This is a genomic window from Pseudomonas sp. CBZ-4 (genome assembly GCF_000346755.1).
In the GTDB taxonomy this organism is placed as follows: Bacteria; Pseudomonadota; Gammaproteobacteria; order Pseudomonadales; family Pseudomonadaceae; genus Aquipseudomonas.
Genome location: NZ_ANNV01000154.1, coordinates 14,979 through 37,078 on the forward strand (window position 1 = coordinate 14,979; position 22,100 = coordinate 37,078).

Below are 22,100 nucleotides of genomic sequence, written 5' to 3' on the forward strand. Positions count from 1 at the left end.
ATGAACCTGGCCCTTTCCCAACCGCCGATGCGCAGGTTTTCCAACCTGCTGTACCGCAAGCCCAACCTGTACCTGGCGATGCTGCTGATACCGCCGTTGATCTGGTTCGGCGCGATCTACCTCGGCTCGCTGCTGACCTTGCTCTGGCAAGGGTTCTACACCTTTGACGACTTCACCATGGCGGTCACGCCGGACCTGACCCTGGCCAACTTCGCCGCGCTGTTCCAGCCGTCGAACTTCGACATCATCCTGCGCACCCTGAGCATGGCGATCGTGGTGTCCATCGCCAGCGCCGTGGTGGCCTTCCCCATCGCCTACTACATGGCGCGCTACACCACGGGCAAGACCAAGGCGTTTTTCTACATCGCGGTGATGATGCCGATGTGGGCCAGCTACATCGTCAAGGCCTATGCCTGGACCCTGCTGCTGGCCAAGGGCGGCGTGGCGCAGTGGTTTGTGCAGCACCTGGGCCTGGAGCCGGTGTTGCAGTTCGTGCTGGGCATTCCCGGCGTGGGCGGCAGCACCTTGAGCACTTCGCACCTGGGACGCTTCATGGTGTTCGTCTATATCTGGCTGCCGTTCATGATCCTGCCGATCCAGGCCTCGCTGGAGCGTTTGCCGCCGTCGTTGCTGCAAGCCTCGGCCGACCTCGGCGCCAAGCCGCGCCAGACATTCATGCAGGTGATTCTGCCGCTGTCGATCCCGGGGATTGCCGCCGGTTCGATCTTCACCTTCTCGCTGACCTTGGGCGACTTCATCGTGCCGCAGCTGGTGGGGCCGCCGGGTTACTTCGTCGGCGGCATGGTCTACGCCCAGCAAGGCGCCATCGGCAATATGCCCATGGCGGCGGCGTTCACCCTGGTGCCGATCGTGCTGATCGCGGTTTACCTGTCCATCGTCAAACGCCTGGGGGCCTTCGATGCACTCTGAAAAATCCTCATTAGGCTTGAAGATCGCAGCCTGGGGCGGCCTGGTGTTTTTGCACTTCCCGATCCTGATCATCTTCCTCTACGCCTTCAACACCGAAGAAGCCGCGTTCAGCTTTCCACCCCAGGGTTTTACCTTGAAGTGGTTCAGCGTGGCCTTCGCCCGGCCGGACGTACTGGAAGCGATCAAGCTGTCATTGCAGATCGCGGCCATCGCCACGCTGATTGCCATGGTGCTCGGCACGTTGGCCTCGGCGGCCTTGTATCGCCGCGAGTTCTTCGGCAAGCAGGGTGTGTCGCTGATGTTGATCCTGCCGATTGCGCTGCCGGGGATCATCACCGGTATCGCCTTGCTGGCGACGTTCAAGACCCTGGGCATCGAGCCGGGGATGTTCACCATCATCGTCGGCCACGCGACCTTCTGCGTGGTGATCGTCTACAACAACGTGATCGCCCGTTTGCGCCGCACTTCCCACAGCCTGATCGAAGCCTCGATGGACCTCGGCGCCGACGGCTGGCAGACCTTCCGCTACATCATCATGCCCAACCTCGGCTCGGCGCTGCTGGCCGGCGGCATGCTCGCGTTTGCGCTGTCGTTCGACGAAATCATCGTCACCACGTTTACCGCTGGCCACGAGCGCACCTTGCCGTTGTGGCTGCTCAACCAGTTGAGCCGCCCACGGGATGTGCCGGTGACCAACGTGGTGGCGATGCTGGTGATGCTGGTGACGATGTTCCCGATTCTCGGTGCCTATTACCTGACGCGCGGCGGTGAAAGCGTGGCGGGGAGTGGCGGTAAATAAATTGCCACTGTTGAAACACGATCGATGTGGGAGCTGGCTTGCCTGCGATAGCGGTGGTGCAGTCGATACCGCTATCGCAGGCAAGCCAGCTCCCACAGTTGAATCGGGTTTCTTCAGGGAAATAACAATAGTTTGTGGAGAGCTGAATCATGCAAACCAAATTACTGATCAACGGCCACCTGGTCGCCGGCGAAGGCCCGGCCCAAGCCATCTTCAACCCGGCACTCGGCCGTGTGCTGGTGGAAATCAACGAAGCCAGCGAAGCCCAGGTCGACGCCGCCGTGCGTGCTGCTGATGCCGCGTTCGAAAGCTGGTCGCAAACCCCGCCGAAAGACCGTTCCCTGCTGCTGCTGAAACTGGCGGACGCCATCGAAGCCCACGGCGAAGAACTGGCCAAGCTGGAATCGGACAACTGCGGCAAACCCTACAGCGCGGCGCTGAACGACGAGATCCCGGCGATTGCCGACGTGTTCCGTTTCTTCGCCGGCGCCAGCCGTTGCATGAGCGGTTCGGCCGGTGGCGAATACCTGCCCGGCCACACCTCGATGATCCGTCGCGACCCGGTGGGCGTGATCGCCTCCATCGCACCGTGGAACTACCCGCTGATGATGGTCGCGTGGAAAATCGCCCCCGCCCTCGCCGCCGGTAATACCGTGGTGCTCAAGCCGTCGGAACAAACCCCGCTGACGGCGTTGCGCATGGTCGAACTGGCCGCGGACATTTTCCCGGCAGGTGTGCTCAACCTGGTATTCGGCCGTGGGCCAACCGTGGGCAGCCCGCTGGTGAACCACCCGAAAGTGCGCATGGTGTCGCTGACCGGCTCCATCGCCACCGGCGCGAACATCATCTCCAGCACCGCCGACAGCGTGAAGCGCATGCACATGGAACTGGGCGGCAAGGCGCCGGTGATCATCTTCAACGATGCGGATATCGATGCCGCCGTGGAAGGCATACGTACCTTCGGTTTCTACAACGCCGGCCAGGATTGCACCGCGGCATGTCGGATCTACGCCCAGGCGGATATCTACGACGCGTTTGTCGAGAAGCTCGGCGCGGCAGTCGCCAGCATCAAGCATGGTTTGCAGGATGATCCGGCCACCGAACTGGGGCCGCTGATCACCGCGCAACACCGTGACCGCGTGGCCGGGTTTGTCGAACGTGCCGTGGCGCAGCCGCATATCCGCCTGATCACCGGCGGCAAGGCCGTGGAAGGCAATGGTTTCTTCTTCGAACCGACCGTGCTGGCCGACGCACAACAGGACGATGAAATCGTGCGCCGCGAGGTGTTCGGCCCGGTGGTGTCGGTGACCAAGTTCAGCGATGAAGCCCAGGTGCTGGGCTGGGCCAACGATTCGGACTACGGCCTGGCGTCATCCGTGTGGACCGCCGATGTAGGACGCGCCCACCGTTTGGCCGCGCGCTTGCAGTACGGCTGCACCTGGGTGAATACCCACTTCATGTTGGTCAGCGAAATGCCCCATGGCGGTCAGAAACTGTCGGGGTATGGCAAGGACATGTCCATGTACGGGCTGGAGGACTACACCACTGTTCGGCATGTGATGTTCAAGCACTGACGCGTAATCCTTGTGCATGCAGGCTTGTGTGGGAGCGGGCTTGCCCGCGATGACGGCGTGTCAGTCGCAGAGGCTATGACTGATCCACCGCTATCGCGGGCAAGCCCGCTCCCACATAAAGCGGCTCCCACATGGGCCTCCCCATAACAATAAATAATCGTAGGTTTACCCCATGGACATCACCCGCCGCGACTTCCTCAACGGCGTCGCCATCACCCTGGCCGCTGGCATGACCCCGCTGCAAATCCTGCAAGCCGCCCCCGACGGTCGCTACTACCCGCCCGCCCTCACCGGCCTGCGCGGCAGCCATGTCGGCTCGTTCGAAGTGGCGCACCAGATGGGCTGGGAAAAGAAGGTGTTCGACACCGAAAAGCTGCCGATCAACGAGACCTATGACCTGGTGGTGGTCGGCGGCGGCTTGAGCGGTTTGTCGGCGGCGTGGTTCTACCGCGAGAAGCATCCCAAGGCGAAGATCCTGATCCTGGAAAACCACGACGACTTCGGCGGCCACGCCAAGCGCAATGAGTTCCAGGCCGGCGGCCGCATGATCATCGGTTATGGCGGCAGCGAGGCGTTCCAGTCGCCCAACCACCTCTATAGCAACGAGGTAAACGGGCTGTTGAAGAAACTCGGGGTGAACATCAAGCGCTTCGAAACCGCCTTCGACCGCCAGTTCTACCCAGGCCTGGGCCTGTCGCGCGGGGTATTTTTCGACAAGGAAAACTTCGGCGAAGACAAACTGGTGACCGGCGACCCGACGCCCATGGTGGCGGACGATATTGCGCCGGACCAACTGAATGCGCGGTCCATCAGCGACTTCATCCACGACTTCCCGCTGCCCGAGGCGGATCGTCTGGCCTTGATCGACTTGCACACCGCCCCCAAGGATTACCTGCCAGGCAAGACCGCCGAAGAAAAGGCCGACTACCTGGCGGCCACCAGCTACCGCGATTTCCTCCTGAAGAGCGTAGGTTTATCGCAAGGTGCGGTGAAGTACTTCCAAAGCCGCACCAATGACTTCATGGCGTTGAGCATTGATGCCGTGGCTGCTGCCGACGCCTACAGCGTGGGTTTCCCAGGCTTTGCCGGAATGAACCTGGCGCCGATCAGCGAAGAAGCCGCCGCCGAAATGGAAGAGCCTTACATCTACCACTTCCCCGATGGCAATGCGTCGGTGGCGCGCCTGCTGGTGCGCAGCCTGATCCCGGGCGTGGCGCCGGGGCACACCATGGACGATATCGTGCTGGCGCCGTTTGACTACGCCCGGCTCGACCAGCCGACGTCCGCCGTGCGGCTGCGCCTGAACAGCACGGCGGTCAGCGTGCGTAATGTCGGCGACAGCGTGCATATCGGCTACAGCCGTGGCGGACAACTCGCACAGGTACGTGGCAAGCGCTGCATCCTGGCCTGCTACAACATGATGATTCCGTACCTGCTGAAAGACCTGCCGGCAACCCAAGCCCACGCCTTGAGCCAGAACGTGAAATACCCGCTGGTGTACACCAAGGTGGTGATCCGCAATTGGCAGTCGTTCCAGAAGCTGGGGGTGCATGAGATCTATGCGGCGACCCAGCCTTACAGCCGGATCAAGCTGGACTACCCGGTGAGCATGGGCGGCTACGACCACCCGCGCGACCCGACGCAGCCGATTGGCTTGCACATGGTCTACGTGCCCACCAGCCCAAACAGTGGCATGAACGCCCGCGACCAGGCGCGCGCCGGGCGCGGCCGGTTGTATGGGCAGACGTTCGAGCAACTGGAGGCGCAGTTGCGTGACCAGCTGCAACGCATGCTCGGGCCGGGTGGTTTCAAGCATGAAACGGATATCCTGGCGATCACTGTCAACCGCTGGTCACATGGGTATGCGAGCTTCTCCAACAGTCTGTTTGACGACGCCGATGAGAGCGAAGCGTGGATGAACCTGGCGCGCAAGCCGGTGGGGCATGTGAGCATCGCCAATTCGGATGCGGCGTGGAGTGCGTATGCTCATGCGGCGATTGACGAGGCTTACAGGGCCGTCGGTGAAGTGGGCTGAAATACATTCTAAATGGGGGAGCTGGCTTGTGTGGGAGCTGGCTTTCACATTGGATCTTCATCTTTCTTGAGTAATGTGTCCGGCCATAGTCCCGGAAATGTCTTGTCGCACTTGCAATGCCATCACCCCGCTATCAATCATTTTTCCTACACCACCGAACCGCTTAAGCTATCCGGCGTCTGTTTATTGTCCGTTGCGTTTGGCCGAAGGCATGTCCGAACCGTAATTTCTGATCCGCTACGTGCCAGGAACGGCGCGGGATTTGCTCACGACAGGTTGTCTCTATGCACCGCAGGAATTTGCTCAAAGCGTCCATGGCCATTGCGGCCTACACCGGCTTGTCGGCCAGCGGCCTGCTCGCCGCGCAGGCCTGGGCCGGGAACCGTGCCGCCGACGGCAAGGCTGTGACATTCGATTTTGAAACACTCAAGGACCAGGCCAAGCAACTCGCTGGCACTGCGTATAAAGACACCAGGCAGGTGCTGCCGCCGACCCTGGCGACCATGACCCCGCAGAATTTCAACGCCATCGGTTACGACGGCAACCATTCGCTGTGGAAGGACTTGAACGGCCAACTGGACGTGCAGTTCTTCCACGTCGGCATGGGCTTCAAGACGCCCGTGCGCATGCACAGTGTCGATCCCAAGACCCGTGAGGCCCGCGAGGTGCATTTCCGCCCTTCGCTGTTCAACTACGAAAAAACCACCGTCGATACAAAGCAACTGAAAGGCGACCTGGGCTTCTCCGGCTTCAAGCTGTTCAAGGCACCGGAACTGGATCGCCATGACGTGCTGTCGTTCCTTGGCGCCAGCTACTTCCGTGCGGTGGACAATACCGGCCAATACGGACTTTCCGCACGCGGCCTGGCGATTGATACCTACGCGAAAAAGCGCGAAGAATTCCCGGATTTCACGCAGTTCTGGTTCGAAACCCCAGACAAGGACGCCACGCGTTTTGTGGTCTACGCCTTGCTCGACTCGCCGAGCGCCACCGGTGCCTATCGCTTTGACATCGACTGCCAGGCCACCCAGGTGGTGATGGCCATCGACGCCCACATCAATGCGCGCACCGCCATCGACCAACTGGGCATTGCGCCGATGACCAGCATGTTCAGCTGCGGCACCCATGAACGCCGCATGTGCGACACCATCCACCCGCAGATCCACGATTCGGACCGTCTGGCGATGTGGCGCGGCAACGGCGAGTGGATCTGCCGCCCGCTGAACAACCCGGCCAAGCTGCAGTTCAATGCGTTCGCCGACAAAGACCCGAAAGGGTTCGGCCTGGTACAGACCGACCATGAATTCGCCAGCTACCAGGACACCGTGGACTGGTACAGCAAGCGCCCAAGCCTGTGGGTCGAACCCACCACGGCGTGGGGCGAAGGCTCCATCGACCTGCTGGAAATCCCTACCACCGGCGAGACCATGGACAACATCGTGGCCTTCTGGACGCCGAAAAAACCCGTCGCTGCCGGCGACTCCCTCAACTACGGCTACAAGCTGTACTGGAGCGCCTTGCCGCCGGTGAGCACGCCGTTGGCACAAGTCGACGCCACCCGCTCCGGCATGGGCGGTTTCACCGAAGGCTGGGCACCGGGCGAACACTACCCACCCGTGTGGGCCCGTCGTTTTGCCGTGGACTTCAAGGGCGGCGGCCTGGACCGCCTGCCGGCCGGCACCGGGATCGAACCGGTGGTGACCTGCTCCCATGGCGAGGTGAAGGATTTCAGCATCCTGGTGCTCGACAACATCAAGGGCTACCGCATCCTGTTCGACTGGTACCCCACCAGCGACAGCGTGGAGCCGGTGGAGCTGCGCCTGTTTATCCGTACCCAGGACCGCACCTTGAGCGAAACCTGGCTGTACCAGTACTTCCCGCCGGCGCCGGACCAGCGCAAGTACACCTGATACCAACTGTGGGAGCTGGCTTGTATGGGAGCCAGCTCCCACTGGGTTCAGCTGTGTATTCAGAACCGCGACACACTCTTCATCGCCCCAATCAGATAGCGCATCGCCACCTGATCGTTCTCGGTCAGGGCGCGATACTGCGCCAGCAATTCGGCCTCATCCGAACTCAATCTTCGACCCCACAAAGACATTCTGCGGGTCAGAAAAAACGCCACTGCACCCACAACACCATAGGACTTGGCCATGGACTACTACTCCTGATTTCAATCAACTGTTCCTTATGCCCATCAACCGCCTCCCGTGAAGCGCAATGCCTCAGCGGACAAACAGACTGACTCCCCGGGCCAGAAATCAGACTTCCCCTAAGCGTAGAAACGATCTTGCCAACCGTGCGATTTTTTTAGAGTAATCACTTAAATAATTGGCATTGAGCAAAAGCCTTGCAGAAGTTTCTTACCTGGCCTTTAATTGAGTGACCACTCAATTAATGAATGAGACGACGACGCGCACCGTTGATCCGCAGCAACGTGAAAGCAAACGCATGGCCCTGCTCGACGCCGCTGCCCGGTGTTTTGCCGAAGCGGGGTTCATCGCCACCCGCACGGCCGACATCTGCACAGCCGCCGGGATGAGCGCCGGCAACCTGTTCCACTACTTCGCCAGCAAACATGAAGTACTACTGGCGCTGGTGGCCCGCGAAGGTGAACAGATCCAACAAGCCATGGCGCCATTGGCCGCAGCCGAAGACCCGATGGCCGCGCTGCTGACGTTCGTGGACCACACCTGTGAATTGGCGTGTGACCGCCACTACGCGGGCCTGGCATTGGAAATTTCCGCCTTGGGCCACCGTGATGAAGCCGTCGCTTGCCTGATGAAAGCCAACGACCGCTACTTGCGCGAAGGCCTGGAGGCGCTGATCGAGGCGGCCGGCAAGGCCGGGCAATTGCACACGCGCTTGACCGTGCCCGAGGCGGCCAATTGGCTGGCCACCCTGATCGACGGCATGTTCGCCCGAGTGGCGGCCGATGCAGACTTCCACCCGAACCAGCAGATCGAAGTGCTGCGCGGTCTGGTGACCCACCTGCTGCAAGGCCACTGAACATGACGCCGACACGCCTGGTCCACGTGGACGCGCTGCGCGGCTTTGCCCTGCTGGGCATTCTGGTGGTGAACATCTGTGCATTCGCCGACCCCTACTACGCGTCGCCCCTGAGCAACCCCGACTACGCTGGCACCGCCGACCACCTGATGCGCCTGGTGATTTCGCTGCTGTTCGAAACCAAGTTCTACCTGCTGTTTTCCTTTTTGTTCGGCTACAGCTTTACCTTGCAGATGGCCGCCGCCGAACGCGCCGACGCGGCGTTTGCACCACGCATGGTTCGTAGGCAATTGGCCTTGCTGATTGTAGGGCTGGCCCACGGCGCCTTGCTGTACTACGGCGAAATCCTGTCTACCTACGCCTTGCTTGGCCTGGTGCTGCTGGCTGCGCGCAGCCTGTCGCCAACCAAGGCGTGTCGGTGGGGAATCGGCCTTGTCGTCGTTGCCTGCACGGGGTGGATGGTGCTCGGCGTGCTGCAACTCCTCGAGGGCGACACCAGCGGCGGCGCCAGCAGCGAACCCGCGACCAAACTCGCAGCATTCAGCGGCAGTGCCCTGGACACCTTGCGCTTTCACAGCGGCCACCTGTGGCGCACCGTGCAGGCGCTTTGGCTGCTGCAAGGGCCGAGCGCCCTGGCGATGTTCTTCTTCGGCTATGCCGCCGGGCGGCGCCAATGGCTGGTGGCGCCGTATCCCTGGGACCCCCACTTGCGTCGCCTGCTGTGCCTCACCCTTCCCATCGGCCTGCTGGGCGCGCTGATCTATGCGTTGAGCGCTGCCTACGCGCCTGGCGGAGGCCTGGAAACCTTCGCCTTTGGCGTCGGGCAACTCACGGCACCGTTGTTGAGCGCGGCGTATGCCCTGTTGATGCTGGCACTGTTCAGCTCTGCCGCCGGGCCCTGGCTGTGTCAGTGGCTGGCGCCCGTGGGCAAGACGGCCCTGAGTAACTACCTGTTGCAATCGGCCCTGTTGGGGCTGCTGTTCAGCGGCTACGGCGCAGGTTTGATCAACCAGCTGCAACCCTGGCTGATGTTGCCCCTGGTACTTGGGATCTTTGTCTTGCAGCTGTGGCTGAGCGCGCGCTGGCTGCGCACTCATCCCTATGGGCCGATGGAGTGGCTGCTGCGGGCAGCCACGTTATGGGCGTGGCCAAGCTGGCGGCGCAGCCCATAAAAAACCCACCGTCATCGGTGGGTTCTGCCAAGGCGCGCAGGTCAGTCGCGCAGATCGGACTCGTGGATCGGCTGGTCCCGATGGGTCGCCCGCTGGTACTGCGCCGGCCAGATGGCCTTGCGTCCGCCCAGATCATCGTCGGCATGCAACGGCCAGTAGGGATCGCGCAGCAGTTCGCGGGCGAGAAAGATGATATCGGCCTGGCACGTACGCAGGATGTGCTCGGCCTGGGCCGGCTCGGTGATCATGCCGACGGTGCCAGTGGCGATGCCCGCTTCCTTGCGTACCCGTTCGGCGAAGCGCGTCTGGTAACCGGGGCCGATGGGGATCTCGGCGTTGGCGGCGGTGCCACCGGAGGACACGTCGATCAGGTCCACGCCGAGGGCTTTGAGGCGGCGCGCCAGTTCCACGGTTTCATCGGGGTTCCAGCCGTCTTCTACCCAGTCAGTGGCCGATACCCGCACAAACAGCGGCAATTCTTGAGGCCAGACCTCGCGCACCGCTGTTGTCACCTGCAACACCAGGCGAATGCGGTTTTCAAATGATCCGCCGTACTGGTCCTGGCGCTGATTGCTGATCGGCGAGAGAAACTGATGCAACAGGTAACCGTGGGCGGCGTGAATTTCCACCACCTCAAACCCCGCAGTCAGTGCGCGCTTGGCGGCAGCGACAAAATCGGCGATCACTTGCTGGATCTGCCCTTCATCCAGCTGTCTGGGCTGGGTGTGCTGGGGGTCGAAGGCAATCGGCGAGGGGCCTACCGGCACCCAGCCGCCGTCGTCCGGCTTGACGCTGCCGTGCTTGCCGATCCATGGCCGGTGGGTGCTGGCCTTGCGCCCTGCGTGGGCCAATTGAATCCCGGCCACCGCGCCTTGGGCGGCGATAAAACGCGTGATGCGTTGCAGCGGTTCGATCTGCGCATCGTTCCACAAGCCCAGGTCCTGGGCAGTGATGCGACCGTCGGCGGTCACAGCGGTAGCTTCGGTGAAAATCAGCCCGGCGCCTCCCACGGCGCGGCTGCCGAGGTGCACGAGGTGCCAGTCATTGGCCAGCCCTTCCTCAGCGGAGTATTGGCACATCGGCGACACCGCGATGCGGTTGAGCAGGGTCAATTGACGCAGGGTATAGGGTTCGAGCAGCTGGCTCATGGCGCACCTCTTCTGGGTTCTATGGGCACTGTTCAACAGTGCTTAGAGCCTAGTCGACAACGGTGGATTGCACAGGGTTCAGAAAGGAAAGCAGGGGCCGATTGCCGGCCCCTGTGTTGCAAAAAACTACATTTCGACCTGGGTGCCCAGTTCGATCACCCGGTTTACCGGGAGCTTGAAGAAGCGCAGGTTGCCGTTGGCGTTCTTCAACATGAAGGCGAACAGGCTTTCGCGCCAGCGCGCCATGCCTTCGATCTTCGACGCGATCACCGTCTCACGGCTGAGGAAGTAGGTGGTGCGCATCGGGCTGAAATCCAGGTTATCCAGATGGCACAGCTTCAGCGCCTCGGGCACATCCGGCTCATCGGTAAAGCCGAAGTGCAGGATCACGCGGAAGAAGCCGTCGCCAAACGCGTCCACCTCGAAGCGCCGCTCTACCGGCACCCGTGGAATGTCTTCGTAGACCACGGTCAGCAACACCACTTGTTCATGCAACACCTGGTTATGCAGCAGGTTGTGCAACAGCGCGTGGGGCACCGCGTCTGGCCGCGCGGTGAGGAACACCGCCGTGCCCTGCACGCGATGGGGCGGCTGCACGCGGATGCTGCTGATGAAGATCGGCAGCGGCAGGCCGCCTTCGTCGAGGCGTTCCACCAGCAATTGCTTGCCGCGCTTCCAGGTGGTCATCAGCACGAACAGCACAATCCCCGCCAGCACCGGGAAAGCACCGCCCTGGATGATCTTCGGCACGTTGGCGGCAAAGTACAGCCCATCCACCAACAGGCAGCAAACCAACACCGGCACCGCCAGGATCGGTGGCCACTTCCACAGCAGCAACATCACCGCCGACACCAGGATGGTGGTCATCAGCATGGTCCCGGTCACCGCCACGCCGTAGGCCGAGGCCAGGGCGTTGGAAGACTCGAAGCCCAGCACCAGCAGGATCACGCCGACCATCAGCGACCAGTTCACCGCGCCGATGTAGATCTGGCCCTGTTCAGCGCTGGAGGTGTGCTGGATGTGCATGCGCGGAATGTAACCCAACTGGATCGCCTGGCGGGTCAGGGAGAACGCGCCGGAGATCACCGCCTGGGACGCGATCACCGTGGCCAGGGTGGACAACACCACCAGCGGGATCAGCGCCCAGCTCGGCGCCAGCAAGTAAAACGGGTTGCGCGCGGCTTCCGGGTCGCCCAGCAGCATCGCGCCCTGGCCGAAATAGTTGAGCACCAGCGCCGGCAACACCAGGATGAACCAGGCGCGGGCAATGGGCTTGCGGCCGAAGTGGCCCATGTCGGCGTACAGCGCCTCGGCGCCGGTCAGTGCCAGCACCACCGCGCCGAGAATCGCCACGCCGATGCCGGGGTGCGCCTCGAAGAAGCGCACGGCCCACATCGGGTTCATCGCGCTAAGCACTTCCGGGTGCAGGGTGATGCCATACACACCAAGGCCGCCCAGCACCAGGAACCAGGTCACCATCACCGGGCCGAACAGCTTGCCGATGTGGTCGGTGCCGTGCTTCTGGATCAGGAACAGCGCCACCAGCACCACCAGGGCGATGGGCACGACCCATTTCTCCAGGCCGTCGAACGCCAGTTCCAGGCCTTCCACGGCCGACAACACGGAAATCGCCGGGGTGATCATGCTGTCGCCATAGAACAGTGCCGCGCCGCACAGGCCACACACCACGAGGAAACTGCGCAGTTTCTTGCGCTCACCCGCCGCCCGCCGCGCCAGCGCAGTCAGGGCCATGATGCCGCCCTCGCCCTGGTTATCGGCGCGCAGCACAAACAGCATGTACTTGATCGACACCACCCAGATCAGTGACCAGAAGATCAGCGCCAGGATCCCCAGCACGCCGTCATGGTTGACCTGCACCCCATAACCGCCGTTGAACACCTCTTTAAGGGTGTAGAGCGGGCTGGTCCCGATATCGCCGTAAACCACCCCGACCGCTGCCACCAGCATGCCAATCGGCTTCGTGGTGGAATGCGCGGCGCCTGCCGCCGGACTACTTGCCTGACCCATCAACCACTCCTGCCCTTTGACCTGAGGTCTTTTATAAACAGCGCGTCTCAGCTGACCGTAGCATGCGCTGTTTTACTTCTCGTAACAGACGTTTTATTGACCTTGGCGTTTTACCTGTGGGCAACGGCGCGAAGCATAGCGCAGCGGTTGGGGGATTTCGCGGTTCGCGTGTGTTGGCCTAAAGACATGGAGGCCATTTGAGCGCTATTTGCCTGCATTGAACTCTCTTATCGACAAGACTACTTTTGCCTACTTCTGCGGTTTCCGACGCGCGGATTGCTTGAACTCGTATTCAACAGAAAAAGCGTTTGATCAAGTTCGTTGGGTGACCCCATACTAAAAACGTAGCCACGATGTAGCTACATTTTTTTGTAAAGGAGTCTTGATATGTCCGCATTACTGAAAACCACTGACGTGCGTTGCCGCATAGACGAGGATTTGAAAGAGCGTGCCACTGCTGTGCTCAGCGCGTGCGGGCTTAGCCTCAGTGAAGCCTTGCGCCTCTTCCTCCATCAGGTCGTGACAACGCAGGGGCTGCCCTTTGAGGTGCGCGTCCCTTCGGAGAAAACCGCTCGTGCCATGGCACAAGCGCGTGAGATTCGTCGCCAGTTCGACTCAATCGACGAAATGCTAGGGGACGCTGATGGCGAAACCGCAAAAGAAGCAAAAACGCGCCGACCTGCCAAAACAATGCGCGCAGACACCTGAATTCAAAAAGTCCTGGGAACGCTACAAGCGGGCTGGGCGCCGAGATATGAATGAAGTACGGACAGTGATGGTGCTGCTGTTCCTGGGCGAGCAGCTTCCCGCCGAATACCGCGACCATGCACTTACCGGCAATTGGGGCGGCTTCAGGGAGTGCCATATCGGTGGCGACTTTCTGATGATCTACGAAAACTCGCGGGCTGACCTGATCACCTTTGTGGACTTGGGGAGCCATGCCGAATTGTTCGCGTAGTCGTTGGCGAATCCTATAGCGCCGCACTCGTCGCATTTCCCCGCATAAAGCTGGTCAAGCGCGTTGCCCATCGATAGAATTGCGCACTTTTTGATCAGAGGCACACCAAGTGCCCGTCCGCTGCCTGCCCTTCACGGCGGCGGCGTCATTCAATACCGAGGTTAGACATGTCCACCACCATCGCAAAAGCCAACCCCAAGGTTGGCTTTGTTTCCCTGGGTTGCCCGAAGGCGCTTGTCGATTCCGAGCGCATCCTTACGCAACTGCGTATGGAAGGCTATGACGTCGTGTCCACTTACCAGGACGCCGATGTGGTGGTGGTCAACACCTGCGGTTTCATCGATTCGGCCAAGGCTGAGTCCCTGGAAGTGATCGGCGAAGCGATCAAGGAAAACGGCAAGGTCATCGTGACCGGCTGCATGGGCGTGGAAGAAGGCAATATCCGCAACGTGCACCCGAGCGTGTTGGCGGTGACCGGCCCGCAGCAGTACGAGCAGGTGGTCAACGCCGTGCACGAAGTCGTGCCGCCGCGCCAGGATCACAACCCGCTGATCGACCTGGTGCCGCCGCAAGGCATCAAGCTGACCCCGCGTCACTACGCGTACCTGAAGATTTCCGAAGGCTGCAACCACAGTTGCAGTTTCTGCATCATCCCGTCGATGCGCGGCAAGCTGGTCAGCCGTCCGGTCGGTGATGTGCTGGACGAAGCCCAGCGCCTGGTCAAATCCGGCGTGAAAGAGCTGTTGGTGATCTCCCAGGACACCAGCGCCTACGGCGTCGATGTGAAATACCGCACCGGTTTCTGGAACGGCGCGCCGGTGAAAACCCGCATGACCGAACTCTGCGAAGCCTTGAGCAGCCTGGGTGTGTGGGTGCGCCTGCACTACGTTTACCCGTACCCGCACGTTGACGAGCTGATCCCGCTGATGGCCGCCGGCAAGATCCTGCCGTACCTGGACATCCCGTTCCAGCACGCCAGCCCGAAAGTCCTGAAAGCCATGAAACGCCCGGCCTTCGAAGACAAGACCCTGGCGCGTATCAAGAACTGGCGCGAGATCTGCCCGGAGCTGATCATCCGTTCGACCTTCATCGTCGGCTTCCCCGGCGAAACCGAAGAAGACTTCCAGTACCTGCTGGACTGGCTGACCGAAGCGCAGCTGGACCGCGTGGGTTGCTTCCAGTACTCGCCGGTGGAAGGCGCACCAGCGAACCTGCTGGACCTGGCCGTGGTGCCGGACGACGTCAAGCAAGACCGTTGGGAGCGTTTCATGGCGCACCAGCAGGCCATCAGCTCGGCGCGCCTGCAACTGCGCATCGGCAAGGAAATCGAAGTGTTGATCGACGAAGTCGATGAGCAAGGCGCCGTAGGCCGCTGCTTCTTCGACGCGCCGGAGATCGACGGTAACGTGTTTATCGACGACGCCAGCGGGTTGAAGCCGGGCGACAAGGTCTGGTGCACCGTGACCGACGCCGACGAGTACGACCTGTGGGCCGAAAAGCGCGACTAATGCTGTAAAGATTTGAAAAAGCCCTGCCTCTGGACAAGATGCGGGGCTTTTTTACGTCTATCGTTTTGCCCATCGGCGCCAATCATCTCTGGCAAGGGGCAGCGGGCATGCGGCAGCATTCGGTTATCCATACACCTAAAACCAGCGACTACGTGGAGTTGGCGCGGATTTGGGAGGCGTCGGTGCGGGCCACCCATGACTTTTTGCCGGACAGTTACATTGTGTTGCTCAAGGACCTGGTGCTGAGCCGTTACCTCGACGCCGTGATGCTGATCTGCACCAAGGACCTGCGCCAACGCATCACCGGGTTTGCCGGCGTGGCAGCGGGTAAGGTGGAGATGCTGTTTATCGACCCGCAGCATCGGGGCCAGGGCCTTGGCCGGCAGTTGCTGCGTTATGCCATTGAGCACATGAATGCCGATGAGCTGGACGTCAATGAACAGAATCCGCAGGCGTTGGGTTTCTACTTCAAGCAGGGTTTCGAGGTGATCGGACGGACGGAGCATGATGGCCTCGGGCAGCCGTACCCTTTGCTGCACCTGCGCTTGCGCTCTTCTATGGGAGCTGGCTTGCCTGCGATTGCATCCACTCGGTCTGCCTGTTGAACCGAGTTGCCTGCATCGCAGGCAAGCCAGCTCCCACACAAGCCAGGTCCCAGCAAAGCCAGAGCTCCCACAAAAAACACCGGCACTGAAATGGGGCCGGGATTAACCGGCGCCAGGCAGGTACAATAGCCGCCCCCTTTTGTTACGGCCCTTGTCATGACTGACCCCATACGCCTCTCCAAACGCCTTATCGAACTGGTCGGTTGCTCCCGTCGGGAGGCTGAGCTGTTTATCGAAGGCGGCTGGGTCTCGGTGGACGGTGAAGTGATCGACGAGCCGCAGTTCAAGGTCACCACCCAGAAGGTCGAGCTCGACCCGGACGCCAAGGCCACCGTGCCAGAGCCGGTGACCATCCTGCTGCACGCGCCGGTTGGCGTGGATGCAGAAACGGCGATGGCCTCGATCAGCGCCGACACCCTGTCCGAAGAGCACCGCTTCAGCAAGCGCCCGCTCAAGGGCCATTTCCTGCGCCTGACGGCCAGCGCCGACCTGCAAGCCAAGGCCAGCGGCCTGCTGGTGTTTACCCAGGACTGGAAGATTCTGCGCAAGTTGACCGCCGATGCCGCCAAGATCGAGCAGGAATACGTGGTCGAAGTCGAAGGCGACATGGTTGCCCACGGCCTCAACCGCCTGAACCACGGCCTGACCTACAAAGGCAAGGAGCTGCCGGCGGTCAAAGCCAGCTGGCAGAATGAAAACCGCCTGCGTTTTGCGATGAAGAACCCGCAGCCAGGCGTGATCGCGCTGTTTTGCGAAGCGGTTGGCCTCAAGGTCATCGCCATCCGTCGCATCCGCATCGGCGGCGTGTCCATCGGCAAGGTGCCGGTCGGCCAGTGGCGCTACCTGTCGGCCAAAGAGAAGTTCTAAGCCGCTGCCCTTTTTCTCGACACCGCCGGATTTGCGCGGTGTCCTCAGTTGAATACCAGGATTACCCACCATGATTCACAACGACGTACTGCGTAGCGTGCGCTACATGCTCGACATCAGCGACAACAAGATGGTCGAGATCATCAAGCTCGGCGGCATGGACGTGACCAAGGACGACCTGCTGACCTACCTCAAGAAAGACGAGGAAGAAGGCTTCGTGTTCTGCCCGGACGACGTCATGGCGCACTTCCTCGATGGCCTGGTGATCTTCAAGCGTGGCAAGGACGAAAGCCGTCCGCCGCAGCCGATCGAGACCCCGGTGACCAACAACATCATCCTCAAGAAGCTGCGCGTGGCCTTCGAACTGAAGGAAGACGACATGCACGCCATCCTCAAGGCCGCCGAGTTCCCGGTATCCAAGCCTGAGTTGAGCGCGCTGTTCCGCAAATTCGGCCACACCAACTACCGCACCTGCGGCGACCAGTTGCTGCGCAACTTCCTCAAGGGCCTGACCCTGCGCGTCAGAGCTTAAAGCAGCCACAAGCTTCAAGCCCCAAGTGAAAAGCTTGTGGCTTGCAGCTTGCAACTTGAGGCCCCAAAAATGCCCTACAAAGTCTCGCCCGTTGGCTTCGTGCGCTCCTGTTTCAAGGAGAAGTTCGCCATCCCGCGCCAACCCCAACTGGCGCCTGCCGCCCGTGGCGTGCTGGAGCTGGTGGCGCCGTTCGACGGCGGCGAGGCGGTGCAGGGGCTGGAACAGGTGAGCCATGTGTGGCTGCTGTTTCTGTTCCACCAGGCCCTGGAAGACAAGCCACGCCTGAAAGTGCGCCCGCCCCGTCTGGGCGGCAACACCTCCATGGGCGTGTTTGCCACCCGCGCGACGCACCGGCCCAATGGCATCGGCCAGTCGGTGGTGAAGCTGGACAAGGTAGAGCCGGGACGGCTGTGGATCTCCGGGATCGACCTGCTGGACGGCACGCCGGTGCTGGATATCAAGCCGTACGTGCCCTATGCGGACATCATCGACACAGCCACCAATGACATGGCCAGCGGTGCGCCCACGTTGATTCCCGTGCAATGGCTGAAGACCGCGCTGCACCAGGCACAAAACCACGCCCAGCGGCTGGATGAGCCGTTGGTGGCGCTGATTGAGCAGTGTTTGGCGCAAGATCCGCGGCCGGCGTATCAGACGCCTGGGCCTGAGCGCGAGTACGGTGCGCAGCTCTGGGATGTGGATGTGCGGTGGCACTATCCCGAGGCTGGGACGATATGTGTGCTGGAAGTACTCCCAGCCAGTTGAAGAAACCGGAAACAAAATGTGGGAGCCGCTTATGTGGGAGCTGGCTTGCCTGCGATAGCATCACCTCGATTCAACTGAATGACCGAGGTGTCCGCATCGCAGGCAAGCCAGCTCCCACACAAGCCGGCTCCCACATTTTTTTGAGCGCTGTTTACTTCTCGACGAACGCACGCTCGATCAAGTAATCACCCGGCTCACGCATGCGTGGCGAAACTTTCAGGCCGAAGCTGTTCAACACTTCGCTGGTCTCGTCCAACATGCTTGGGCTGCCGCACAGCATGGCGCGGTCGTCCTCGGGGTTGATCGGCGGCAGGCCGATGTCGCTGAACAGCTTGCCGCTGCGCATCAGGTCGGTCAGGCGGCCTTCGTTTTCGAACGGCTCGCGGGTCACGGTTGGGTAGTAGATCAACTTCTCACGCAGGGCCTCGCCGAAGAATTCGTTCTGCGGCAGGTGCTCGGTGATGAACTCGCGGTAGGCGACTTCGTTGACGTAACGCACGCCGTGGCACAGGATCACTTTTTCAAAGCGCTCGTAGGTTTCCGGGTCCTGGATCACGCTCATGAATGGAGCCAGGCCAGTGCCGGTGCTCAGCAGGTACAGGTGTTTGCCCGGCTTCAAATCGTCAAGCACCAGGGTGCCTGTCGGTTTTTTGCTGATGATGATCTCGTCGCCTTCCTTCAAGTGCTGCAATTGGGAAGTCAGCGGGCCATCCGGCACCTTGATGCTGAAGAACTCCAGATGCTCTTCCCAGTTCGGGCTGGCAATGGAGTAAGCGCGCATGAGCGGGCGGCCGTTGGGTTGTTGCAGGCCGATCATCACGAACTGACCGTTCTCGAAGCGCAGGCCCGGGTCGCGGGTGCACTTGAAGCTGAACAGCGTGTCGTTCCAGTGATGAACACTGAGGACACGTTCGTGGTTCATGTTGCTCATGTACGGGGAACTCCTGGAAATGGGTCTGCGCCAAAGAGATAGATGCGCAATTGCACAGCATTCTAATGGCGGCGACAATATCTGTTAACTGGATTATTAAGATAAGGGTTATCGGTTATATCGATATGCGATTTACTCTCCGTCAACTGCAAGTCTTCGTCGCCGTCGCCCAGCAGGAAAGCGTCTCCCGCGCTGCTGGCCTTCTGGCCTTATCTCAATCCGCCGCCAGCACCTCGATCACCGAGCTGGAGCGCCAATCCAGCTGCCAATTATTCGACCGCGCGGGCAAGCGGCTGAGCTTGAACGCCCTCGGTCATCAGCTATTGCCCCAGGCCGTGGCCCTGCTGGACCAGGCCAAGGAGATCGAGGACCTGCTCAACGGCAAGTCCGGCTTCGGTTCCCTGGCGGTCGGCGCCACGCTGACCATCGGCAATTACCTGGCCACCCTGCTGATCGGCAGCTTCATGCAGCAACACCCCGAGAGCCAGGTGAAGCTGCATGTGCAGAACACTGCGCATATCGTGCACCAGGTCGCGCACTACGAAATTGACCTGGGTCTAATCGAAGGCGACTGCAGCCACCCGGATATCGAGGTGCAAACCTGGGTCGAGGATGAACTGGTGGTGTTCTGCGCGCCGCAACATCACCTGGCCAAGCGTGGCGTGGCGAGCATGGATGAACTGACTCGTGAGGCGTGGATTCTGCGGGAACAAGGTTCGGGCACGCGCCTGACGTTTGACCAAGCCATGCGCCATCACCGCAGCGCACTGAACATCCGCCTGGAGCTGGAGCACACCGAGGCGATCAAGCGCGCCGTGGAGTCAGGGTTGGGCATTGGCTGTATTTCGCGGCTGGCGCTACGTGATGCATTCCGCCGTGGCAGCCTGGTGCCAGTGGAAACCCCGGACCTGGACCTGGCCAGGCAGTTCTACTTCATCTGGCATAAACAGAAGTACCAGACCTCGGCCATGCGCGAATTTCTGGAACTGTGCCGCGCCTTCACCGCCGGGGTTCAGCGCAGCGACGAGATCGTGCTGCCGAGCATTGCCTGACGGTTAGATCAGGATCACGGCCCACACCAGGGTGATCATGGTCAGCGCGACGAATTGCGCGGCGCTGCCCATGTCCTTGGCGTTTTTCGACAAGGGGTGGCGGTCCAGGGAGATCCGGTCGATCGCCGCTTCCACCGCCGAGTTGAGCAACTCGACGATCAAGGCCAGCAGGCACACGGCGATGAGCAAGGCGCGCTCGACCCGGCTGACCTGCAGGAAGAAGCTCAATGGGATCAGGATCACGTTGAGCAACACCAGTTGGCGGAAAGCCGCCTCGCCGGTGAAAGCCGCACGCAGGCCATCCAGGGAATAGCCCCCTGCATTGAAGATACGTTTGATACCGGTTTGACCCTTGAAAGGCGACATAGACGTAGGCAACTGAACCAAAGAAGTGGGGAAACTAGATCACGCCAAGTCAAAAAAGCGTGAATCGGTAACAACTTAATGCTGCGAAATTGACTCAAGTTGTTGCAAGAGCAACGCCGCCTGGGTCCGCGTGCGCACCCCCAGTTTGCGGAAAATCGCCGTGACATGGGCCTTGATGGTCGCTTCCGACACGCTCAGTTCGTAGGCAATCTGCTTGTTGAGCAAGCCTTCGCAGACCATGGTCAGCACGCGGAACTGCTGGGGTGTCAGGCTGGCCAGGCCATCACGGGCGGCCTTGGCTTCGTCGGACACATTGATTTCTTCAAACGCCTGCGGCGGCCAGGACACGTCGCCATCCAGCACGCTGCGCACGGCGTTCTGAATGTCTTCCATGGCGCTGGATTTTGGAATGAAGCCGCTGGCACCAAACTCCTTGGAGCGCACCACGACATCGGCTTCTTCCTGGGCCGAGACCATCACCACGGGGATCTGCGGGTATTGCCCACGCAACAGCACCAACCCCGAGAACCCGTAGGCGCCGGGCATGTTCAGGTCGAGCAGCACCAGGTCCCAGTCGGATTTTTCGGTGAGGCGGGCTTCCAGCTCGGCAATGCTGGCCACTTCAACCAAACGCACGTCCGGGCCAAGGCCAAGGGTCACTGCCTGGTGCAGGGCGCTGCGAAACAGCGGATGGTCATCGGCTATCAGGATTTCGTATGTGGCCATTGATTAAATGATCCTGTTTTTTATGGGAGCCCTGATGGGTTCAGGGTTCGCCAATACACAAGGCGACGGCCAGGCAGCCATCGCCACAGGGCAAGTTCGACGTCAAAAGCACGTGCAACGACGTCGAAAATTCACGGTTGCGCCCCAATCGGCGCTCAGCATGCCCAGCGTAGCCTGGGGGGTCAAGCACTACGCCCTTGGGCATTTTAGCGGCGCCGGGTTTACGGTGCCATCATGCAAACGTCGTCTGGCTATACCGCTGGGATATAGGGTGCAAGACGAGTATGGACGATGTCGGTGGGGTCCAGGGGTAACTGGAATTTTGCCGCCAGGTAATGGGTGCTGAAGACGTCGAGATAGGCGTCCAGCACTTCACTGGCGGCGCCGTCGTCGGCCAGTTCCAGGCACAGCGCCGCGACCTCGGCCGTGCAGAAATGATCATCGCGCTTGGAACGGCGCAGCTTGTAGCGCGACAGTTGCTCAGGCGCCAGGCTCAGTACCGGCAAATGCTCCAGGTACGGGCTTTTGCGGAACATCTTGCGCGCTTCGCTCCAGGTGCCGTCCAGCAGGATGAACAGCGGGCGCTTGCCCTCTTCGACCTGCACCTGGCTGACCACCCGCTCGGGCACCACGAATTCACCGGGAAAGACGATATAGGGCTGCCATTGCGGGTCGCCCAGCAAGGTCAGCAAGTCGGGGTCAACTTCGGTGCGCGACCAGGCAAACGCGGTGGTGTCGTCGATCACATCGGCGATCAGCCAGCCGGTGTTGCTGGGCTTCATCGGCTCAACGTCATGCATCAGCAGGCACATCGCAGACCTGGCCGCCACTTTAGGCCGCCAGGCGCACAGGCAGTACTCAGGGATGACCCGACAGCCGGGGCAGCGCTCGGCGCGGGAACCGCGATTGAGGAACGGCCTCACGGCACGGGCCAGACGCTGGGTGCGCAGGCGGGAGACGGCGTGGCTCATCGGATGCGCCGTTGGGACGGGTAGATCGACACGGTGAAAACTCGTGGAAGGCTTGAAGTGGCGGCAGTTTACCAGCGATACGCCTGGCTGTAGTGGCAACGGCTCACCTATAATTGCGCGCCAC

At 61.1% G+C, this 22,100-nt stretch carries 22 protein-coding genes; 15 read left to right on the top strand and 7 right to left on the bottom strand.

From position 1 onward, the window contains the following. The 5 genes from B348_RS0122160 to B348_RS0122180 all read left to right on the top strand — a co-directional run bounded on the left by B348_RS0122160 (position 1) and on the right by B348_RS0122180 (position 7,248). The gene (locus B348_RS0122160) at positions 1-930 is read left to right on the top strand and encodes an ABC transporter permease (protein WP_017738231.1); all 930 of its coding nucleotides are present in this window, start codon (positions 1-3) and stop codon (positions 928-930) included. Further along, positions 920-1,729: an ABC transporter permease gene (locus tag B348_RS0122165; RefSeq protein WP_025856826.1), complete on the top strand. Its 810-nt coding sequence runs from the start codon at positions 920-922 to the stop codon at positions 1,727-1,729. The genes B348_RS0122160 and B348_RS0122165 overlap by 11 nt, the downstream gene beginning before the upstream one ends. A 149-nt stretch (positions 1,730-1,878) precedes the next feature. Then, positions 1,879-3,303, top strand: coding sequence for a gamma-aminobutyraldehyde dehydrogenase (locus B348_RS0122170; RefSeq protein WP_017738233.1), 1,425 nt, complete (start codon positions 1,879-1,881; stop codon positions 3,301-3,303). A 172-nt stretch (positions 3,304-3,475) separates the two neighbouring features. Further along, the gene (locus B348_RS0122175; protein ID WP_017738234.1) at positions 3,476-5,338 is read left to right on the top strand and encodes an FAD/NAD(P)-binding protein; all 1,863 of its coding nucleotides are present in this window, start codon (positions 3,476-3,478) and stop codon (positions 5,336-5,338) included. Positions 5,339-5,622: 284 nt separating this feature from the next. Beyond that, the gene (locus tag B348_RS0122180; protein WP_026136984.1) at positions 5,623-7,248 is read left to right on the top strand and encodes a glucan biosynthesis protein D; all 1,626 of its coding nucleotides are present in this window, start codon (positions 5,623-5,625) and stop codon (positions 7,246-7,248) included. A gap of 59 nt (positions 7,249-7,307) precedes the next feature. Here the strand turns inward: B348_RS0122180 and B348_RS0122185 are convergent, their stop codons facing one another. Then, positions 7,308-7,493 (bottom strand): hypothetical protein, encoded by a 186-nt coding sequence (locus B348_RS0122185; protein WP_017738236.1) that lies wholly within the window; start codon positions 7,491-7,493, stop codon positions 7,308-7,310. Between the two features lie 242 nt (positions 7,494-7,735). Here B348_RS0122185 and B348_RS0122190 point away from each other — a divergent pair, with 242 nt between their 5' ends. Together B348_RS0122190 and B348_RS0122195 are read left to right on the top strand one after the other, a co-directional pair. Continuing rightward, complete coding sequence (locus tag B348_RS0122190; RefSeq protein ID WP_017738237.1) at positions 7,736-8,347, top strand: TetR/AcrR family transcriptional regulator; 612 nt, start codon at positions 7,736-7,738, stop codon at positions 8,345-8,347. Positions 8,348-8,349: 2 nt separating this feature from the next. Beyond that, the gene (locus tag B348_RS0122195) at positions 8,350-9,519 is read left to right on the top strand and encodes a DUF418 domain-containing protein (protein WP_017738238.1); all 1,170 of its coding nucleotides are present in this window, start codon (positions 8,350-8,352) and stop codon (positions 9,517-9,519) included. Positions 9,520-9,560: 41 nt separating this feature from the next. On the opposite strand, the gene B348_RS0122200 is transcribed toward B348_RS0122195, so the two are convergent. Together B348_RS0122200 and B348_RS0122205 are read right to left on the bottom strand one after the other, a co-directional pair. Continuing rightward, positions 9,561-10,667, bottom strand: a complete 1,107-nt coding sequence (locus B348_RS0122200) for an NADH:flavin oxidoreductase/NADH oxidase (protein ID WP_017738239.1) — start codon at positions 10,665-10,667, stop codon at positions 9,561-9,563. 126 nt (positions 10,668-10,793) lie between these two features. Beyond that, positions 10,794-12,695, bottom strand: a complete 1,902-nt coding sequence (locus B348_RS0122205; protein ID WP_017738240.1) for a potassium transporter Kup — start codon at positions 12,693-12,695, stop codon at positions 10,794-10,796. Positions 12,696-13,082: 387 nt separating this feature from the next. On the opposite strand from B348_RS0122205, the gene B348_RS0122210 reads away from it, so the two are divergent. The 7 genes from B348_RS0122210 (at position 13,083) to tsaA (ending at position 17,930) form a co-directional block, all read left to right on the top strand. After that, entirely contained in the window at positions 13,083-13,403 is a 321-nt protein-coding gene (locus tag B348_RS0122210; protein WP_017738241.1) for a type II toxin-antitoxin system RelB/DinJ family antitoxin, read from the top strand. Further along, positions 13,339-13,653 carry a type II toxin-antitoxin system YafQ family toxin gene (locus tag B348_RS01000000130225; protein WP_032865070.1) on the top strand — a complete coding sequence of 105 codons (315 nt, stop codon included), beginning with the start codon at positions 13,339-13,341 and terminating at the stop codon, positions 13,651-13,653. Before B348_RS0122210 ends, B348_RS01000000130225 begins: the two co-directional genes overlap by 65 nt. 167 nt (positions 13,654-13,820) lie before the next feature. Further along, on the top strand, positions 13,821-15,161 hold the full coding sequence (gene rimO / locus B348_RS0122220; RefSeq protein ID WP_003231334.1) for a 30S ribosomal protein S12 methylthiotransferase RimO: 1,341 nt from the start codon (positions 13,821-13,823) through the stop codon (positions 15,159-15,161). 107 nt (positions 15,162-15,268) lie between these two features. Continuing rightward, positions 15,269-15,766 (top strand): GNAT family N-acetyltransferase, encoded by a 498-nt coding sequence (locus tag B348_RS0122225; RefSeq protein ID WP_017738243.1) that lies wholly within the window; start codon positions 15,269-15,271, stop codon positions 15,764-15,766. 156 nt (positions 15,767-15,922) lie between these two features. Beyond that, a complete protein-coding gene (locus B348_RS0122230) occupies positions 15,923-16,633 on the top strand; it encodes an rRNA pseudouridine synthase (protein WP_017738244.1) in 711 nt (236 codons plus the stop codon). Between the two features lie 70 nt (positions 16,634-16,703). Beyond that, positions 16,704-17,165: a DUF1456 family protein gene (locus tag B348_RS0122235; RefSeq protein WP_017529765.1), complete on the top strand. Its 462-nt coding sequence runs from the start codon at positions 16,704-16,706 to the stop codon at positions 17,163-17,165. Between the two features lie 69 nt (positions 17,166-17,234). Beyond that, on the top strand, positions 17,235-17,930 hold the full coding sequence (gene tsaA, locus B348_RS0122240; protein WP_017738245.1) for a tRNA (N6-threonylcarbamoyladenosine(37)-N6)-methyltransferase TrmO: 696 nt from the start codon (positions 17,235-17,237) through the stop codon (positions 17,928-17,930). A 151-nt stretch (positions 17,931-18,081) separates the two neighbouring features. Here tsaA and fpr read toward each other — a convergent pair whose 3' ends face one another. Beyond that, the gene (gene fpr / locus B348_RS0122245; protein WP_003172178.1) at positions 18,082-18,861 is read right to left on the bottom strand and encodes a ferredoxin-NADP reductase; all 780 of its coding nucleotides are present in this window, start codon (positions 18,859-18,861) and stop codon (positions 18,082-18,084) included. Between the two features lie 125 nt (positions 18,862-18,986). Between fpr and B348_RS0122250 the strand changes: the two genes are divergently transcribed. Beyond that, positions 18,987-19,913, top strand: coding sequence for a LysR family transcriptional regulator (locus B348_RS0122250; protein ID WP_017738246.1), 927 nt, complete (start codon positions 18,987-18,989; stop codon positions 19,911-19,913). Between the two features lie 3 nt (positions 19,914-19,916). Here B348_RS0122250 and B348_RS0122255 read toward each other — a convergent pair whose 3' ends face one another. The 3 genes from B348_RS0122255 to B348_RS0122265 all read right to left on the bottom strand — a co-directional run bounded on the left by B348_RS0122255 (position 19,917) and on the right by B348_RS0122265 (position 21,976). Further along, on the bottom strand, positions 19,917-20,279 hold the full coding sequence (locus B348_RS0122255; RefSeq protein ID WP_003189051.1) for a diacylglycerol kinase: 363 nt from the start codon (positions 20,277-20,279) through the stop codon (positions 19,917-19,919). 75 nt (positions 20,280-20,354) lie between these two features. Next, a complete protein-coding gene (gene erdR / locus B348_RS0122260; RefSeq protein ID WP_017738247.1) occupies positions 20,355-21,005 on the bottom strand; it encodes a response regulator transcription factor ErdR in 651 nt (216 codons plus the stop codon). A gap of 251 nt (positions 21,006-21,256) precedes the next feature. Then, complete coding sequence (locus tag B348_RS0122265; RefSeq protein ID WP_026136986.1) at positions 21,257-21,976, bottom strand: tRNA-uridine aminocarboxypropyltransferase; 720 nt, start codon at positions 21,974-21,976, stop codon at positions 21,257-21,259. Between the last annotated feature and the right edge of the window lie 124 nt (positions 21,977-22,100).

What these genes read in the sequence shown, in the direction of transcription:
- B348_RS01000000130225 (WP_032865070.1), top strand. Translation starts at nt 13,339, where the DNA reads ATGGCGAAACCGCAAAAGAAGCAAAAACGCGCCGACCTGCCAAAACAA.
- B348_RS0122175 (WP_017738234.1), top strand. Translation starts at nt 3,476, where the DNA reads ATGGACATCACCCGCCGCGACTTCCTCAACGGCGTCGCCATCACCCTG.
- B348_RS0122200 (WP_017738239.1), bottom strand. Translation starts at nt 10,667, where the DNA reads ATGAGCCAGCTGCTCGAACCCTATACCCTGCGTCAATTGACCCTGCTC.
- B348_RS0122185 (WP_017738236.1), bottom strand. Translation starts at nt 7,493, where the DNA reads ATGGCCAAGTCCTATGGTGTTGTGGGTGCAGTGGCGTTTTTTCTGACC.
- B348_RS0122265 (WP_026136986.1), bottom strand. Translation starts at nt 21,976, where the DNA reads ATGAGCCACGCCGTCTCCCGCCTGCGCACCCAGCGTCTGGCCCGTGCC.
- B348_RS0122230 (WP_017738244.1), top strand. Translation starts at nt 15,923, where the DNA reads ATGACTGACCCCATACGCCTCTCCAAACGCCTTATCGAACTGGTCGGT.
- B348_RS0122250 (WP_017738246.1), top strand. Translation starts at nt 18,987, where the DNA reads ATGCGATTTACTCTCCGTCAACTGCAAGTCTTCGTCGCCGTCGCCCAG.
- B348_RS0122160 (WP_017738231.1), top strand. Translation starts at nt 1, where the DNA reads ATGAACCTGGCCCTTTCCCAACCGCCGATGCGCAGGTTTTCCAACCTG.
- B348_RS0122195 (WP_017738238.1), top strand. Translation starts at nt 8,350, where the DNA reads ATGACGCCGACACGCCTGGTCCACGTGGACGCGCTGCGCGGCTTTGCC.
- fpr (WP_003172178.1), bottom strand. Translation starts at nt 18,861, where the DNA reads ATGAGCAACATGAACCACGAACGTGTCCTCAGTGTTCATCACTGGAAC.
- B348_RS0122235 (WP_017529765.1), top strand. Translation starts at nt 16,704, where the DNA reads ATGATTCACAACGACGTACTGCGTAGCGTGCGCTACATGCTCGACATC.
- B348_RS0122210 (WP_017738241.1), top strand. Translation starts at nt 13,083, where the DNA reads ATGTCCGCATTACTGAAAACCACTGACGTGCGTTGCCGCATAGACGAG.
- erdR (WP_017738247.1), bottom strand. Translation starts at nt 21,005, where the DNA reads ATGGCCACATACGAAATCCTGATAGCCGATGACCATCCGCTGTTTCGC.
- B348_RS0122180 (WP_026136984.1), top strand. Translation starts at nt 5,623, where the DNA reads ATGCACCGCAGGAATTTGCTCAAAGCGTCCATGGCCATTGCGGCCTAC.
- rimO (WP_003231334.1), top strand. Translation starts at nt 13,821, where the DNA reads ATGTCCACCACCATCGCAAAAGCCAACCCCAAGGTTGGCTTTGTTTCC.
- B348_RS0122165 (WP_025856826.1), top strand. Translation starts at nt 920, where the DNA reads ATGCACTCTGAAAAATCCTCATTAGGCTTGAAGATCGCAGCCTGGGGC.
- B348_RS0122255 (WP_003189051.1), bottom strand. Translation starts at nt 20,279, where the DNA reads ATGTCGCCTTTCAAGGGTCAAACCGGTATCAAACGTATCTTCAATGCA.
- B348_RS0122205 (WP_017738240.1), bottom strand. Translation starts at nt 12,695, where the DNA reads ATGGGTCAGGCAAGTAGTCCGGCGGCAGGCGCCGCGCATTCCACCACG.
- B348_RS0122190 (WP_017738237.1), top strand. Translation starts at nt 7,736, where the DNA reads ATGAATGAGACGACGACGCGCACCGTTGATCCGCAGCAACGTGAAAGC.
- B348_RS0122225 (WP_017738243.1), top strand. Translation starts at nt 15,269, where the DNA reads ATGCGGCAGCATTCGGTTATCCATACACCTAAAACCAGCGACTACGTG.
- tsaA (WP_017738245.1), top strand. Translation starts at nt 17,235, where the DNA reads ATGCCCTACAAAGTCTCGCCCGTTGGCTTCGTGCGCTCCTGTTTCAAG.
- B348_RS0122170 (WP_017738233.1), top strand. Translation starts at nt 1,879, where the DNA reads ATGCAAACCAAATTACTGATCAACGGCCACCTGGTCGCCGGCGAAGGC.